General features: G+C 64.7%; 15 protein-coding genes. 2 read left to right on the top strand and 13 right to left on the bottom strand.

Annotated features, from left to right (window positions below):
* Window positions 1-208: 208 nt before the first annotated feature.
* Together ACKUUH_RS09055 and ACKUUH_RS09050 are read left to right on the top strand one after the other, a co-directional pair.
* Window positions 209-415: a cold-shock protein gene (locus ACKUUH_RS09055; protein ID WP_012109809.1), complete on the top strand. Its 207-nt coding sequence runs from the start codon at window positions 209-211 to the stop codon at window positions 413-415.
* 130 nt (window positions 416-545) lie between these two features.
* Entirely contained in the window at window positions 546-1,913 is a 1,368-nt protein-coding gene (locus ACKUUH_RS09050) for a YihY/virulence factor BrkB family protein (protein ID WP_407949571.1), read from the top strand.
* Between the two features lie 606 nt (window positions 1,914-2,519).
* On the opposite strand, the gene ACKUUH_RS09045 is transcribed toward ACKUUH_RS09050, so the two are convergent.
* From ACKUUH_RS09045 to ACKUUH_RS08985, 13 genes are all read right to left on the bottom strand, one after another.
* On the bottom strand, window positions 2,520-2,999 hold the full coding sequence (locus ACKUUH_RS09045; protein ID WP_407949570.1) for an RT0821/Lpp0805 family surface protein: 480 nt from the start codon (window positions 2,997-2,999) through the stop codon (window positions 2,520-2,522).
* A 123-nt stretch (window positions 3,000-3,122) separates the two neighbouring features.
* Window positions 3,123-4,496, bottom strand: coding sequence for an ATP-binding protein (locus ACKUUH_RS09040; protein ID WP_407949569.1), 1,374 nt, complete (start codon window positions 4,494-4,496; stop codon window positions 3,123-3,125).
* The gene (locus tag ACKUUH_RS09035) at window positions 4,486-5,157 is read right to left on the bottom strand and encodes a response regulator transcription factor (RefSeq protein WP_407949568.1); all 672 of its coding nucleotides are present in this window, start codon (window positions 5,155-5,157) and stop codon (window positions 4,486-4,488) included. Before ACKUUH_RS09035 ends, ACKUUH_RS09040 begins: the two co-directional genes overlap by 11 nt.
* 31 nt (window positions 5,158-5,188) lie before the next feature.
* Window positions 5,189-5,548: a PepSY domain-containing protein gene (locus ACKUUH_RS09030; RefSeq protein WP_407949567.1), complete on the bottom strand. Its 360-nt coding sequence runs from the start codon at window positions 5,546-5,548 to the stop codon at window positions 5,189-5,191.
* 73 nt (window positions 5,549-5,621) lie between these two features.
* The gene (locus ACKUUH_RS09025) at window positions 5,622-6,293 is read right to left on the bottom strand and encodes a nitroreductase (protein ID WP_407949566.1); all 672 of its coding nucleotides are present in this window, start codon (window positions 6,291-6,293) and stop codon (window positions 5,622-5,624) included.
* Window positions 6,294-6,322: 29 nt separating this feature from the next.
* Entirely contained in the window at window positions 6,323-7,342 is a 1,020-nt protein-coding gene (locus ACKUUH_RS09020) for an acyl-CoA dehydrogenase family protein (protein WP_407949565.1), read from the bottom strand.
* Window positions 7,343-7,353: 11 nt separating this feature from the next.
* Window positions 7,354-8,505 (bottom strand): acyl-CoA dehydrogenase family protein, encoded by a 1,152-nt coding sequence (locus tag ACKUUH_RS09015; RefSeq protein WP_407949564.1) that lies wholly within the window; start codon window positions 8,503-8,505, stop codon window positions 7,354-7,356.
* A 20-nt stretch (window positions 8,506-8,525) separates the two neighbouring features.
* The gene (locus ACKUUH_RS09010) at window positions 8,526-9,317 is read right to left on the bottom strand and encodes an SDR family NAD(P)-dependent oxidoreductase (protein WP_407949563.1); all 792 of its coding nucleotides are present in this window, start codon (window positions 9,315-9,317) and stop codon (window positions 8,526-8,528) included.
* 136 nt (window positions 9,318-9,453) lie between these two features.
* Window positions 9,454-9,645: a hypothetical protein gene (locus ACKUUH_RS09005; protein WP_407949562.1), complete on the bottom strand. Its 192-nt coding sequence runs from the start codon at window positions 9,643-9,645 to the stop codon at window positions 9,454-9,456.
* 137 nt (window positions 9,646-9,782) lie between these two features.
* Complete coding sequence (locus ACKUUH_RS09000) at window positions 9,783-9,974, bottom strand: hypothetical protein (RefSeq protein ID WP_407949561.1); 192 nt, start codon at window positions 9,972-9,974, stop codon at window positions 9,783-9,785.
* A complete protein-coding gene (locus tag ACKUUH_RS08995) occupies window positions 9,975-10,340 on the bottom strand; it encodes a hypothetical protein (RefSeq protein ID WP_407949560.1) in 366 nt (121 codons plus the stop codon). It lies immediately after the preceding gene.
* A 76-nt stretch (window positions 10,341-10,416) separates the two neighbouring features.
* Window positions 10,417-11,133 (bottom strand): DUF2793 domain-containing protein, encoded by a 717-nt coding sequence (locus ACKUUH_RS08990; protein ID WP_407949559.1) that lies wholly within the window; start codon window positions 11,131-11,133, stop codon window positions 10,417-10,419.
* Window positions 11,126-14,974 (bottom strand): glycoside hydrolase/phage tail family protein, encoded by a 3,849-nt coding sequence (locus ACKUUH_RS08985; protein WP_407949558.1) that lies wholly within the window; start codon window positions 14,972-14,974, stop codon window positions 11,126-11,128. The genes ACKUUH_RS08990 and ACKUUH_RS08985 overlap by 8 nt, the downstream gene beginning before the upstream one ends.
* Window positions 14,975-14,977: the final 3 nt, after the last annotated feature.

Raw genomic sequence — 14,977 nt, 5'->3', positions numbered from 1 at the left:
ATCCTCAGGCTAACCGGAGCATGCTTAAAATTTGGTTCCGTACCCCGCAAAACCGTGGGAAAGCGCCGTCAAACCATCCGTAAAAACTGGTGGCGCGGCCCGAGATTTTCGATAGGCCGCGGGAAAATTCGGTGGTAGCGTTTTTCCCCGGATGCCATCGTCAGGCTGGTGTCCGTTCTTTATTCCTATACGAGGCATTCAAGGCACTATGGCTAGCGGAGTCGTGAAGTGGTTTAACGCCACTAAGGGTTATGGTTTCATTGCGCCGGCGGATGGCGGTAAGGACATCTTCGTCCACATCTCTGCCGTCGAGCGCGCCGGCCAGAAATCCCTGCAGGAGGGTCAGCAGATCCAGTACGAATTGGTCGAGGGGCGCAATGGCCGCTTCTCCGCCGAAAATCTGGTTCTTGGCTGATACCGGCATCAGCAAGTGCGGCCGCGCCCGCGCTGAGACGTCCAAGGCCCTCCCCTTAACCGGCGGAGGGCCTTTTCGTAACTGCTCCCGGAAGCTGGCCGAAGCGGCGGCGCGCAGCTAGCATAGGCTCATGTTCGGACCCTACACGCTTCTGGAAAGCGCCCACGCCTTCGTCTGGGACCGCCCGTTGAGCGAATTGCCGTTCTGGCAAAGGTCGCTCTTTCTTGCGGCCAGGATCGGCTGGGCAGTGGTGCGCGACCTTCTCGGCGGCGCACTCAGCCTGCGCGCGATGAGCCTCGTCTATACGACGCTGCTTTCCATCGTGCCCGCTCTCGCGATCGCCTTCGCCGTCTTCCGCGCCTTCGGTTTCGACAGCTACATCGAGACCATGCTGGCGGACTTCCTTGCACCGCTTGGCGATCAGGGCGCCGAGATCACGCAGCAGATGATGCAATTTGTGCAGCGCGTGAACGTCAACGTGCTCGGCACGGTGGGTTTCGCCTTCCTGCTCTACACGGTGATTTCGCTCATCAACAAGGTGGAGGCCTCGTTCAACAGCATCTGGCACGTGGAGGCGAGCAGGTCGTTTGCGCGCCAGTTCACCGAGATCGTCAGCATGAGCGTTCTTGGCCCGCTGCTGGTGCTCACCGTCTTCGGCATCATGGCAGGCGCCGTTTCGAACTCCTTCGTGGGCGCTCTCGCGGAGTATGAAGCGGTTCGCTATATCCTCGAGCAGTCGAGCCGCCTCCTCCCCTATGCCGTCCTGATCACGGCCTTCAGCTTCATCTACATCATGATCCCGAACACACGGGTGAAAGCGGATGCGGCCGTGGTCGGTGCAACGGTCGCCGGCATCACCTGGGGGGCGGCAGGCTGGACCTTCGCCACATTCGTCGTGAAGTCAGCGCAATATGTCGCGATCTACTCTGCATTCGCGAGCCTCGTCTTCTTCATGATCTGGCTTTATGCGGCCTGGCTCATCCTGCTTGGCGGTTGCTCGATTGCCTTTTACTACCAGAACCGGGCCTATCTCTCGCCGCATGCGGGCGTGAGCCTTCTCACGCTTCGCCAACTGGACCGCATGGCCGTGCAGGCGCTTCTGCTTGTGCACGATGCCTTCGATCGCGGCCAAGCGCCCTGGACCGAGGAAACGCTGGCCCGGCGGCTTCATGTGCCGATGGAGTCGATGGGGGAAATAGCCGAAGCGCTTTGCGAGGCTGGGCTCCTGACCTTCGCCACGGGTACGCCGAGCCGTTTCGTACCGTGCTGTCCGGCCGACAAGACGAAGCTCGCCGACGTCTTCGCCGCTGTCCGCACGAAACGCTACAACCGCAGCATCTCCGACAGCAGCCTTGCTCACGAACCTCGCATCGAAGCCTTCTTCCAGCAGCTCGACGAACGGCAGGCGGAGGTGATCGACGCCGTGACTATCGCATCGCTCATGGCCGCGGACGAGGCGGAACCCGAGAAAACCCTCTCGGCAACGGCGGCCCGTTAACCCCTTGATTCGTACCGATGACGAAAACGGTTCTTCGCCCGTGCGGCGGCAGACGGCGCGGCGAGCCGAGCGCCGTCCACGCATCGCAAAAATGCCCGCTAAACCGCGCCCGGGCACACCGGATGCAGTATGTGCGGAAGCTTCACACACATTTCCTTGACGCGACGGCGAACCGGATTCACGCTGGAGATCCTTGGTTCAACAATTGAAAGGAGGTGATCCGATGTCTAACGGTTTGCTGACGCCGTTTGCCATCGCCAAAGTTTCGATCTCGATAGAGGGTCGTGTGGCGAGGCAGGAAGAGCCGGACACTTCTGGGGGCCTTTCTGCCTGAGCCTTTATCCTTTATCGCCGCACCGGCAACGGCGCGGCGACTCTTCGAGATGAACAGATTGGTGCAAACGGGGCGGTCCCGCAGATAACATAATGGAGACCGCGTCGCTGCCGTTCCGAACTGGCCGCCGCCTTCCCGATGGAAAGCGGCGGCCTTTTCACGTCGGCGTCTCTTCAAAAAGGTGGCCTCACCCAGGCGCGGTTCGGGGGGCCGGGTTTCACCGAGGGTGAGGCCGAACGGCCTCTCGGCCGTTCATTCAAGCAACCGACCGGTCAGTTCACGATCTGCCAGCTTCCGTCCGGCTGGCGGCACGCCGTGCCGTATGCGCTTTCAGGGCGGCCGCCGATATAGACGGTCTGGGTATATTCGCGGCAGTAGCCGCCACCAGCCTGGTAGGAGCGGCCGGGTTCGACATAGCCGTAATTGCCACTCTGCGGGTTTCGCCACTGCGTCGGCTGGCCTGTCTGGAAGGCGCCATAGGACGCGTTCTGCAGATAGGTCTGGTCGGCACGGTCGAGGCTGCGGCCGATATTGTTGCCCACCAGCGCGCCGATCAGCACGCCCGCGCCCGTCGCCCAGAGGCGGCCGGAGCCGCCGCCGATCTGCGAGCCGGCGAGGCCGCCCGCGACGGCACCCGCCAGCGTGCCGATGCCCTGTTTCGGGCCGCCGCTATAACCGTAAGGGTCACCTGTCTGGCAGCCGGCAAGCGCCACAGCAAGGGCGCCAACAAGAAGTGTGCTTTTGATCTTCATGACACGTACCCCAATTCCCGATTGGTTGATCCGATGGTCATGAAGATAGAAGGCCGCTCTTGAGCGGGCGCTGAATGCGCCGTTCATGTGGCGTTCAGCTTGCGCCGCTCCCTGCCTCGCCTTTCAGGCTGCGGCAGATGGCAGATAGAGGTCGGCGCGAAGGCCGCCGAGCGCCGAGGTCTCGAATTTCAGTTCGCCGCCGTAGAGTTCGGCGATCTCCGTCACGATGGAGAGGCCGAGGCCGGAGCCGGGCTTCGTCTCGTCGAGGCGTGCGCCGCGCTTCAGCACCGCATTGCGTGCGCCTTCGGGAAGGCCGGGTCCGTCATCCTCGACACGCAGGCAAAGGAACGGCCGCGCCTTTCGCATCGCCGCATCAGGGATCACGGTCATGCGCACCCGCGCATTCGCCCATTTACACGCATTGTCCAGAAGGTTTCCCGCCACCTCCTCAAGATCCTGCGCCTCACCGCGGAAGCCGGCCTCGTCCGGGCAATCGAGTTCGATCGAGATGCCCTGGTCCTCATATATCCGCTCAAGCGCCAGCACGATTCGTTCGAGAACCGGTTCTACCGGCGTATGCGCACCCAGAACATTCGCGGAGGCAGCCATGCGTGCGCGGGCAAGGTGGTGGTCGATCTGTTCGCGCATCTGCCGAGCCATGCGGTCCACGGTCTCACCGAAAGGACCGTCATGCATGCGCGCCTCGTTCGTCAGCACGCTGAGCGGCGTCTTCAGCGCATGTGCGAGATTTCCGACATGCGTTCGCGCCCGTTCGAGCACCTCGCGGTTACCTTCCAGAAGTCCGTTCAACTCCTCGGCAAGCGGCTCTATTTCCGCCGGGAACTCGCCGTCGAGCCTGGTGGCGCGTCCGGAGCGTATCTGCGCGAGCGAGAAGCGGACGCGCTCGAGCGGACGCAGGCCGAATTGGACCTGGATCAGCAGCGCGACGAGAAGTCCCGCGCCCATCGCCGCCATGGCGATGAAGACCCAGGTGTTGAAGCCCTGTATTTCCTCGTTCATCTCGGAACGGTCGCCCGCCACGGCGAAGGAAACGGGCACATCGTAATCCGGCAGCGTCACGCGACGTTCGGCGACGCGCAGCTTCTGCGCCTCCGGGCCCAGCGTATCGAAGACGGCGAGCCCGTTCTCGCTGCGCTTCGCATCCTGGAGAGGCGCGAGGTCGAGCGATTGGTCGAACAGCGAACGCGAGCGTTGTGCGGGGCGGGCGGCCACAGGCCATATCTGCCAGTACCAGCCGGAATAGGCGAGGTCGAAGCGCGTCTCGGAGAGCGCGCGGGTTCGGGCGAGATTGCCTTCCTCGTTCACTTCCGTGGTCGCGATCAGGCTGTCGAGAAGCACGTCGAGCCGGGCGTCGAAGCTGCGCTCCACGGAATTCCGGAAGATGGCCGAAAGCGTCAGCCCGCCCGCAATGAGGGCGATGCCACTCCAGAGCGCGGCACCGGCGATGAGCCTGAAGGCGAGGCTGTCAGACCGCATCTTCGGGCGCCGCCAGCCGGTAACCGAGTCCGCGCACGGTCTCGATCACATCCTTGCCGAGCTTGCGGCGGAGACGGCCGACAAAAACCTCGATCGTGTTGCTGTCGCGGTCGAAGTCCTGATCGTAGAGATGTTCGACGAGTTCCGTGCGCGAGATGACGCGGCCCTGATGATGCATCAGATAGGCAAGCAGGCGATATTCGAGCGAGGTGAGCTTGATCGCGCGGCCGTTCACTGTGACGCGTGAGCTTCGTGTATCGACGCGGACGGGGCCGCATTCGAGTTCGCTCGTCGCATGGCCCGTCGCCCGGCGGAGCAGCGCGCGCAGCCGCGCCAGCACCTCCTCCATATAGAAGGGTTTCGCCACATAATCGTCCGCCCCGGCGTCGAAGCCCGCCACCTTGTCGCTCCACCGGTCGCGGGCGGTGAGGATGAGCACCGGCATGATGCGCCCGTCGCGACGCCATTTTTCGAGCACGGTCACGCCGTCCATCTCCGGCAGGCCGAGATCGAGGATCACTGCGTCGTAGGGTTCGGTGTCGCCGAGGAAATGTCCTTCCTCGCCATCCTTCGCGCTGTCCACCACATAGCCGGCTTCCTCCAGCGCGGCGACGAGCTGGCGGTTGAGATCGGGATCGTCTTCGACAACCAGGAGCCGCATGTTCTTCTCCGTCCAGAGCCTCTCCGGGCGCCTATCGCGCGCCCATGACGCGGCCCGACACCGCATCGACCGCAACCACCACGACCCGGTTGTCCGGTGTCCTGATCTTCACATGATAAGTCTGCCCGCCGAAGCTCATGTCGAGGAACTTGCCGGGGTAGCGGGAAAGCGCGGCCTGCTTTGCCTGACCGGGCGAGATCACCCTGCCCGATCGCACGGCGTCGCGCGCATTATCCTGCTCCGAGTGATAGCCCCACTGGACCTCCTGCAGGAGCCCGGAGGCGGCGCCGGGGATCGGCACGACCTCATCCGCGCGAGCCGGGGCGAGCCCTCCGAAGAGAAGAGCGGCCGCGGCGATCGTCAGGGCGATCCATGTGGATGTCTGCGTCATGCCCCCGTACCTAAGCCAGCGACGCTGAACCCGTGATGAACGGAATTTGCATGTATCTTTCAGGAAGCGCCACTCAGAATCCGGAAAACGTCGCAAATTCCTCCAGCGGCGCCCTTTCGGTCCGCAATTTATTAATGGGCGCGCCCTCGTCCATATAGCCGAGGCCCATCCCGCAGAAGAGCATGAGGTTCTCGGGAATGGCCACGAATTCCGAGACGGTCTTGTACCAGATCGCCCAGGCTTCCTGCGGCGCCGTGTGAAGCCCGTGCTCGCGGGAGGCGAGCATCACCGACTGGATGAACATGCCGAGGTCGGACCATTGGCCAAGGCCCATCTGCCGGTCGATGGCGAAGAACATGGCGACCGGCGCATCGAAGAAGCGGAAGTTGCGCGCGAACTGCTGCAGCCGGCCCGCCTTGTCCTCGCGCGTCACACCGATTGTCGCGTACATGTCCTCGCCGCATTTGAAGCGGCGCGCCTTGTAGGGATCGGTCAGGCCCTTCGGGTAGATATCGTATTCCGTCCCCTCGCCGAAGGGAGCATCCTTCTGTTTCGTCTCGATGATCGAGAGAAATTCCTTCAGCCTGGCGCCCGTCAGCACATAGACATGCCAGGGCTGGAGATTGCCGCCCGACGGCGCATATTTCGCCTCCTCGAGAATTTGCCGCACCGTCTCTTCCGGCACCGGCTTGTCGAGAAAGGCGCGGCAGGTGATGCGGCTCTTCAGGGCTTCGGAAACTTTCATCGGCTTCTGTCCTCTTGCGATATCGAAATCTATCTCGCGGTCACGCGCGGCCAGAGCGCGTCGGCGCCCGCCGCAATCGTTTCGCGGCCAAGTTCTTCCGCCCAGTCGCGGCCCGCGCCGAACTCCGCGCGCCATGACCAGAGGCGCCGCGTCGCGAAGTGAAGCCCGTGTTCGTAGGTGAAGCCGATCGCGCCGTGCACCTGATGCGCGATCGACGTCGCGATGCTCGATGCATCGTCCACGCGGATCTTCGCGGCGGCAATCTCGAATGCCGCATCGTGCCCGCGCTTGTCGGCCTGCGCACAGGCGTAGTCGGTGATCACGCCACACGCGGCTGCCTGCGTCGAAAGCACGGCGAGCTGCTGCTGGATCGCCTGGAACTTTCCGATGGGCTTGCCGAACTGGGTGCGCTCGTTCGCATAGGCGACCGATTGCGACGAAAGATAGCCGAGCGCGCCCGCCATCTGGCAGGCACGGATAAGGGCGCCGTAAAGCCTCATTGCATTCGCGGGCAGCGTGGCCTTCTTCGCCGTCGCCGCCGCGCCCTTCAACACCACACGGTCGCGCGGTTCTCGTGCGACGTTGATGCCATGTTCGATCGCCGCTCCGTCGAGCGAAACCAGCACCACCTCGCCTTGCGCGATGGCGACGCCATGTCGCGCGTTGCGCCCGAAAGAGACGCGCGGCGCCACACCGGAGAGCTTGCCGCCGTCGAGCGTGAAGTCGCCCTCAAGAAGCGTCGTGACGCCTTCCGGCACCTCGATGCCGGCCGTTGCGAGAAACCAGTTCGCGAGCAGCGCATCCGCCAGCGGCAGCGGCGCGACGTGTTCGCCCGCGGCCTTGAGCACGATGGCGGCATCTGCCCAGGTGCCGCCCGCCCCGCCCCCGGCTTCGGGCACGAGCACGCGGGTCAGTCCGTTCGCTTCGACCTCGTTCCAGAGCGCGGCCGGAAAATCCCCCTCCTCCGCCTTCTGCACGAGCGACTTCGTCACGCGTTCGGCGAGAAGCCCGTTCACGCTGTCCGACAGAATGGTCTGCAATTCGTTCATGGCTTTCTCCCTCAGCGCAGTCCAAGCCCGCGGGCGATGATGCCGCGCAGGATTTCGCGCGTACCGCCGCGCAGCGAGAAGGAAGGCACCGTCTGCGTGAGGTAGCCGAGCACCTGCTCGTAGTCGCTGCCCTCGCCCACCATCGGCTCGATGCCCAGCAGTTCATGCGCGCGCACCGGCATGTCCTGTTCGAAGATCGCGCCGAGATCCTTCACAACCGAGGCCTCGAGGGCCGGGTTCTCGCCCTTTTCGAGCATCCCCGCGACCGAAAGCGACATCTGGCGCAGCGTCACGAGATGCGCAACGAGGCGGCCGATCTCTCGCGCGTCCTCCATGCCACCGCGCTTTTCGAGTTCGCGGATCATCTCGACCATCAGCATGAAGCTCGAGAGATAGCGTTCCGGCCCCGAGCGCTCGAAGGCGAGTTCCGCCGTCACCTGACCCCAGCCGCCACCTTCCGTGCCGACCATCATGTCGTCGGGCACGAAGGCATCCTGAAACACGACCTCGTTGAAATGCGCATTGCCCGCCAGATCCTTGATGGGGCGAATGGTGATGCCGTCCGTGTTCTTGAGGTCGACGAGGAACTGCGTCAGCCCCGCATGCTTGTTCTGCGGGTCGAGGTTGGTGCGAAAAAGACCGATCATGTAATGCGCGGTGTGTGCGCCCGAGGTCCAGAGCTTGGTGCCGTTCACCTTGTAGCCGCCATCCACCTTGTCGGCGCGGGTCCGCGTGGCGGCCAGGTCCGAACCCGAATCCGGCTCCGACATGCCGATGCAGAAATAGCATTCGCCTTTTGCGACGCGCGGCAGGATTTTCTGGCGTTGCTCTTCCGTGCCGAAGCGCAGCAGCAGAGGCCCCGATTGCCGGTCGCCGATCCAGTGCGCACCCACCGGAGCGCCCGCCGCGAGCATTTCCTCCAGCATTACATAGCGGTCGAAGAAGCTTCGCTCATGCCCGCCATATTGCTTCGGCCATGTCATGCCGATCCAGCCCTTCGCACCCATCTTGCGGCTGAAGCCGGCATCCGATCCGGACCACGTCTGTGCCCGTGTCACTTTCGGAATCTTCGGCAGTTCCTCGGCGAGGAAAGTCCTTATCTCCTCGCGGAGACCTTCCGTCTCGCCCGGCAGTTCGCAAAGATCGAACCGGAATGGCTGCATTTCAATCTCCCAGTCTTTTCTTATGTGACAAGCGCGGTCGTGCCGCCGTCGATGCGAATATTGAGCGCATCGATGGCGCCGGAAAGGGGGCTCGCCAGAAAGGCAACGAGGTTTGCGATTTCCTCCGGAAGCGGAATATGCCCGGTCAGATTTCCCATGAAGCTTTTCAGCACATGCGGCTCGACCTCTTCCCAGGTCTCGCCCCAGCCGCGCTCGCGGCCCTGTTTCAGAAAGCGTTCCTCGACTTCCCTCGTGCGGATGAGACCGGGCGAGACGAGATTGACGGTAACGCCCGTCCCCGCCAGTTCCTTCGCGAGTGAAACGGTCATTGTCGCGAGTGCGCCCTTCGAGGCGTAGTAATGCGGCATGCGCGCCGCGGGCTCCGTCGAACCGATGGTGCCCAGCATGACGATACGGCCCCAGCCCTTCTCCTTCATGCCGCCCATGAAGGCGCGCGTCAGGCGAACGGCGGAGAGCACGTTCTTTTCATAGGCATCGATCCAGCCGTCGGTTTCCGTGCGCGTCCACGAGCCCGCATCGGCCGTGCCGTAATTGTTGATGAGAATATCGATTTCGCCTGCTGCTTCGGCAACGGCGGCCGCGCCATCGTCGCGCGTGATGTCGCCTGCAACGGCGCTCGCCGGGAACCCCGCCTGGCGAATTTCCGAAGCCACAATTTCGGCCGCGTCGAGTTCGAAGCCGTGAACGAGCACATGCGCGCCCTCGCGTGCCAGCGCATGCGCGATGGCGCGTCCGGTACCGCGATGGCTGCCCGAGACGAGTGCCCGTTTGCCGTTGAGATGAAGGTCCATGTCGCGCCGCCCTGCCGTTTTTCTTCCGCGGCGGTTTTTCTAGCAGCAATGGGCCCCGCTGTCCGGATTGGAACGGCAGGTCTGCGTGGTTTTGGGAGAAGTCTGGGGAGGGATTGGAGGTGGGAAGACGGCGGCGTCAGAATTCCGCTGCGGCAAACGACGCCGTTCGTTCAGTCGTGCTGGACAGGTGCGCAGGCGTGAACAGGGATGCGAGATTAAACCCCGCATAAAGTCCGGCCGAGAAGAACACCAGCGCGGACAGGGCAAGACCCGCCGCCGCAAGGACGCGCCGGCGGGATCTGCGATGATAGAAAATCTTCCTCGCCATCTGCTTCCCCATCTGTCTTTTGCCGTCCGGCGCTCGGCCTGGATGCAGGGGGTTGGTTATGGCGATTATGCAGCCTCAAGGTTTACCGAATACTAAAAGTAAAACCTCGAATTCGATCGAAATGCAGGCGGACCGGCCTATTTCCGCCGCGCGTACCCGACATTGAGTGCCAGCAGGTCGACCACCTGAGAGATGGCGCCGACGACGGTGTCGTCCTTTTTCGTCGGTGTGGCGGCAGCCACAGCCGAGGCCGCGCCGACGACGGCGAGAATTGCCTCGATCCATTCGGCGAAGGCGCCGGAGAGCAAACCACCCAGAAAATAGTCCATTTAAAGCTCCTTTCGGTCATGAAGCCCCGCTGCCCGGGGCGCGTAGAAGAGATAGCCGCCGACCAGCGCGCGCGGGGTCTCCCTCGCCGCCCAGCCGGGGCATTCCGTATGCGGATGGAAGCGTGTTGCGCCCTGTGTCGGGTCCGTTTCGGCATCTGCCAGCGCCCGGCAGAGCGCCGCCAGCGCCAGCATGTAGTCGCGGTCAGCTGCGTCTTCGGGCGACGCCCGACGGTTCACGAGCGCCCAGGCAAGCGCCCTGCGTCCTTCCTCATCCTCGCCCTTGGCAAGCTCGCGAAGGGTCAGCGCGAGATCGGCCAACCCGCTTGGCCCCGCCTCCCTTCCGATCGATCTGACCTGCCTGCGCATGATGCCTGACGGCTCCTGATGAGGTATTTATTCCTATATTTAAGAACAACGATGGAACATCGTCAAGGTCCGGGTCTCACCACTCCGGACCGGTCAGCTCTATGCAGTGGATCGCGAGGCGCACCTTGCCGCCTGTGAAGTCGCTGCCCTCGGCGGTCACGCGAAGAGCCGTTGCGCCGTAATAGGCGAGCGGTGTGCCGCTCGGTCCGATCACCGTGCTGCCCAGACTCACGCCGATCGTGTTGCCGTAGCGCGCTGGATCGTCGGCAACGCCGAGTTTCCAGGATGCCGCGCCCGTGATCGCCTCCGTCACGACACCGGTCACGCCGAGCACGATGGCCCTGTCGGGGATAACGAAGGATGTGTCGGAGCTTGCGCCCGTCCCCACTTCATGCTCGCCCTCCACGAGGGTCAGGCTCGTTGCCGCGCCGCTTGCACCGGCAAGGCCGGAACCGCCGGGAAATAGCGACCAGCTTTCGCCGTCGTGAAGCAGCAGCGCGCCATCCGCTTCGTCATGCGCGCGCCAGCCGGCTTTCGGCGTGAAGAAAGTCCAGGCGCCGTCGATCAGCGCTGCGACTTCTCCCTCATGTCCCGCCCAGCCCTCCGCCGCATCGGCCGCAACGATGTAACGCGCACCTTCTTCCGGTTCGGCAGGCGGGCTTGCAAGCGTGCGCGACGCGACGGAGAGATGCAGCAAGGCATCGAGCCGCCGCAACGCCTCGTTCACGGTCACATGTTTTTGTGCCTGCGCCGCTTCGAGAAAGGGAAGGCCGAGATGGAACGTGTCAGACATGAAGATGCGTGCTCCTTCCGGTGCCGCGGCCGAAGGCGCGGCTCAATTGATAGACGGTGACGTCGAGGCCGGTGAAATCCGTGCTGCCGAAGTCGGACGTCTGCTCCGCCGTGCCGTAGACAGCTTCGGCCGATGAAGCTGCGATCGTGCGCTTCACGGTCTCTCCGTCGCGGATTTCCACTTCATAGGCCTCGATCTCCTCGCCGAGCGGCACATCGAGCCCGGTCCAGTTGTCGCCGCCGATGCGTGTGCGGCGAACCCAGGTGAGACGGATCGCGCCCGTCGCCTCGCGCCTTGCACGAAGATGCACGGGGCTCAGCGGTCTCAGCCCCACGCCCTCGAAGGCACGCCTGACGCTCACATAGGCAGGATCGTCGTAGGGCAGCGGCGCCGGCCCCACCGTCCAGTCGCGAGCAAGCCCCCGTTCCTCCTCCGCAAGGCGAAGCTCCGCCACCGCGCTGTCCAGCAGCACGAAGCGCGCACCTTCTTCCAGCGGCGCACGCATCGCCACCTCCGTGCCCGCCTGGCCGCGCAGAAGCCCGCGCAACTCATAAGTGTCCGGCGCGACCAATGCGGCCTCGCGGAACTGAATCACCTCCCAGTCGCCCTCCGGCGTTTCGAGCGCCGCCCGGTTCGCGCCCGAAAGCACGGCCAGCGCATCGGCGCTCGCGAGCGTCCCGCTTGAAAGCGCAACGGTGAGGAGGTTCGCTTCGTCCCAGCGCGATGTGGGGCCAGCCGCGAGCGGTGTCATCGTCCGTCCAAGTGTAGCGGGCGCGCGCAGCACGAGATCGAGCTCGAAGCCCGCGCCCGCATCCCGGTAGACCGCCACGCCCGCCCATGGATCGGCCGCCGCCGCGATGCGCGGCGCATGCGGCGTTTCCTCCCCCGTCACGAGCGGCAAATCCATGAACACGACCAGCGGCGCGCCGTAGCTTTCCGCCGTGGCGGGCACGGTCTCGCGAGCGGGCGCTGCCGAAGCGCCGAAAAGGCTTCGCTCGCTCGCAACCGCATTCGCCTCGCGCGCGCCTGCATCGGTCACGCCTGTGAGCCGGTAAACCGCCTCGCGCGTTCCGAGATCGAGCGTCACGTGGTCGCCGGGGTCGAGCGCAATCAGGCTCGGTGGCAGCGCGAGTTCCGCTCTTTCGCGCTCTACCCATGTCTTCTGCAGCCAGACGTCGGCGACGATCTGCGCTTCGGCCTGCGACAGCACCATGGGAAGCGCCGTCGATGCCACGCGCTCGCTGCCGCCCGAAAGCCTGCGCGCCTCGACCGCCGCCTGCCGGTAATCCGCGCCGCCGTCGATATAGGTGAGCTTCGCGGACAAGGGCAGTTCCGTTTCCTGACCGCGCGTGAGGCGCCAGCCGGGCGCCGCGCTCTCCTCCGCGACGGCGAGATTCCCGGCCGCGAGTACTACGAGAGGTTCGCCTGTAAAGTGACGGAAGCGGATCGCCCCCTCCGTCTCCGCCGCATCGAAGAAACCGGTAAGCATCAGTGGTTCGATTGCCGCGCGAGGCGACATGATGCGGTCGATGACGAAGCCCTCCACGACGCCGTGAAGATCGCCCGCGTCGAAATCCTCGAACCCCACCTCCCGCATGATCGCGCGAATGAGCGCCGGCAGCGGCGCCGCCCCCATGCGCCCGTTGAGCCAGTGACCCAACCTCCAGTTGACCGCATCCGCCCAGATGTCGCTCCGCTCCGGAAAGGCGGGAAAAGGCCGCGCGTCCCAGGTCCAGAAAAACATCCGCGAGGCATCGACCATCCGCCCGCCATAGACGGAGGATACCGGGTTCGCGCCTTCGGGGTGGTCGGCGTGGCCCGCGTCCCAGAACGACATTTCCGCCTCGATGAAGCGGCGCTGGATGAAGTCGTCGCGGGTGCCGCGCGAGAAATGCGGCAGCGCGCTCTCCGACGATTTTGCATCCGTGAAGACATTGGGCTCGTTCGTTCCCTTGTCGACGGCGGCGCAGCCGAGTTCCGTAAACCAGATCGGCTTCGATTGCGGCACCCATGCCGTCGGCGACGCGGCCTCGATGCCGCCCGGCCGGTCGTGATGCGCGTTCGACCACCAGCTCTTCAAATCCTTCGCGCGCCAGACCCAGGGCTTGCCATAGGCGCCGTCCGTGATGGGCGTGCGGTTCTGCGCCATGCGGTCCTCGCCGCTCGCGTAGTACCAGTCGAAACCCTCGCCGCCCGCGATGCGGCTGCGCAAATAGCCGGGGTCGTAGATCGAGCCATGCTCCGCCGCATCGAGATGCGCATGGCCGTCGCGCCAGTCCGTCAGCGGCGCGTACATGTCGATGCCGACGAAGTCGATGTTCCCGTCCGCCCAGAGCGGATCGAGATGGAAGGCAAAGGCGCCGCCGCCCATGTCGTGCCCGCGATATTCGGACCAGTCGGCGGCGTAGGAGATTTTCGTATCGGGTCCGAGAATGCCGCGCACGTCGCCCGCGAGCGTCCGCAGGGCCTCGACGGCGGGATAATTTCCTTCCGCGTCGCGCGCCTGCGTCAGGCCTCTGAGTTCGGAGCCGATCAGGAAGGCGTCGACGCCGCCCGCCGCCGCGCAAAGGGCTGCGTAGTGCAACACCATGCGCCGGTAGGACCATTCGCCGGCCCCCGGCGTCGCGCTGCCGAAAAAGGCAGAGACATCCGCACCTGCTTCGCCCACCGGCCGGATCCGCCCACGCCAGGGATAAGCCGCCTGCGTACCCTCGCCCGACGGATCGGGAAGCGCGTTGCCCGCCGGAATGTCCATCATCAGGAAGGGATAGAAAGTGATGGAGAGCCCGCGTGCGCGCAGGTCCGCGATCGCGCGCATCACGCTTGCATCCGACGGCGTGCCTCCGAATGCCGGCTTGCCGTCCGCCTCGCTCACCGTCTGCGCCGCCCCGCGCGTCACGCCCGCCACGCTCCACGCACCCGGCCATGTGATCTTGTGCGCCAGTTCGACCTTCGGGCGCACCTCGCATTCGGCGGCGCGCAGGTCGCTGCCGAACCAGGAAACGACGAGCGACACCGCGCGCGCATTCGGCAGCGCCGCTTCGAGCTCGTCCATCGCGACGGCGAAATCCGCCTGCCCGCCCGAGGTGTGCACATTGATCGTGCGGCTCGACGTCTCGGTCAGGATCTCGCGTATCGCCTGTGTGTCGTAGACGAACTCACCCGCGCCGGGGATCACCGTCACCGCGCGCACCAGCCCCTCCACATCGTCGAGCGTGCGGAAGATTTCGAAACTCAGTTGCGGAATGCGGTTGCCGAAGGGCGAAACGTCGAAATCCTCGAACACGGCATAGGCCGTACCGCGATAGGCAGGCGCATCGCCCTCGCTTGCCTCGATCAGCGGATCGGCTTCCTGTGTTTCGCTTCCCGTGTGAAGCCGCCATGTCACATTCGCAAGCGAGAGCGGCTTGCCGTCCGCCCAGACGCGGCCGATCCGTGTCACCTCGCCTTCGCAAAGCGCAACGGCAAAGGAAACCGTGTAGCTGAATTCCGTGACGCTCGCCGGCGAACCGCCCCCCTTGCCGCCGCCCGACGAGCGCGTGCTGCGATGCTCCACATAATCCGTCGCCCAGATCACCTGTCCGCCAAGCCGGGCGCGGCCATAGACGCGCGGGATCGGCGCGCCTTCGCTCGACGCCATCACATGAAGGTCGCCGAGCCGCGGTCCCGTCGCACTCGCCGATGATCCGAAGAGCTGCTGGTCGATATAGGAGCCCGCCAGCGTGCCGAGCGCGCTGCCGATCGCCGCGCCGGAAATCGTCGCGCCCAGAAAACTCAGACCCGAGGGCAGCAGCGTGCTGCCGAGCGCTGAACCCACGCTCGAAAGGGCAAGTGTCGCCATCCG

The sequence above is a fragment of the Parvibaculum sp. genome (genome assembly GCF_045863935.1).
In the GTDB taxonomy this organism is placed as follows: domain Bacteria; phylum Pseudomonadota; class Alphaproteobacteria; order Parvibaculales; family Parvibaculaceae; genus Parvibaculum.
This window is presented reverse-complemented; position numbering and strand designations above follow the sequence as displayed.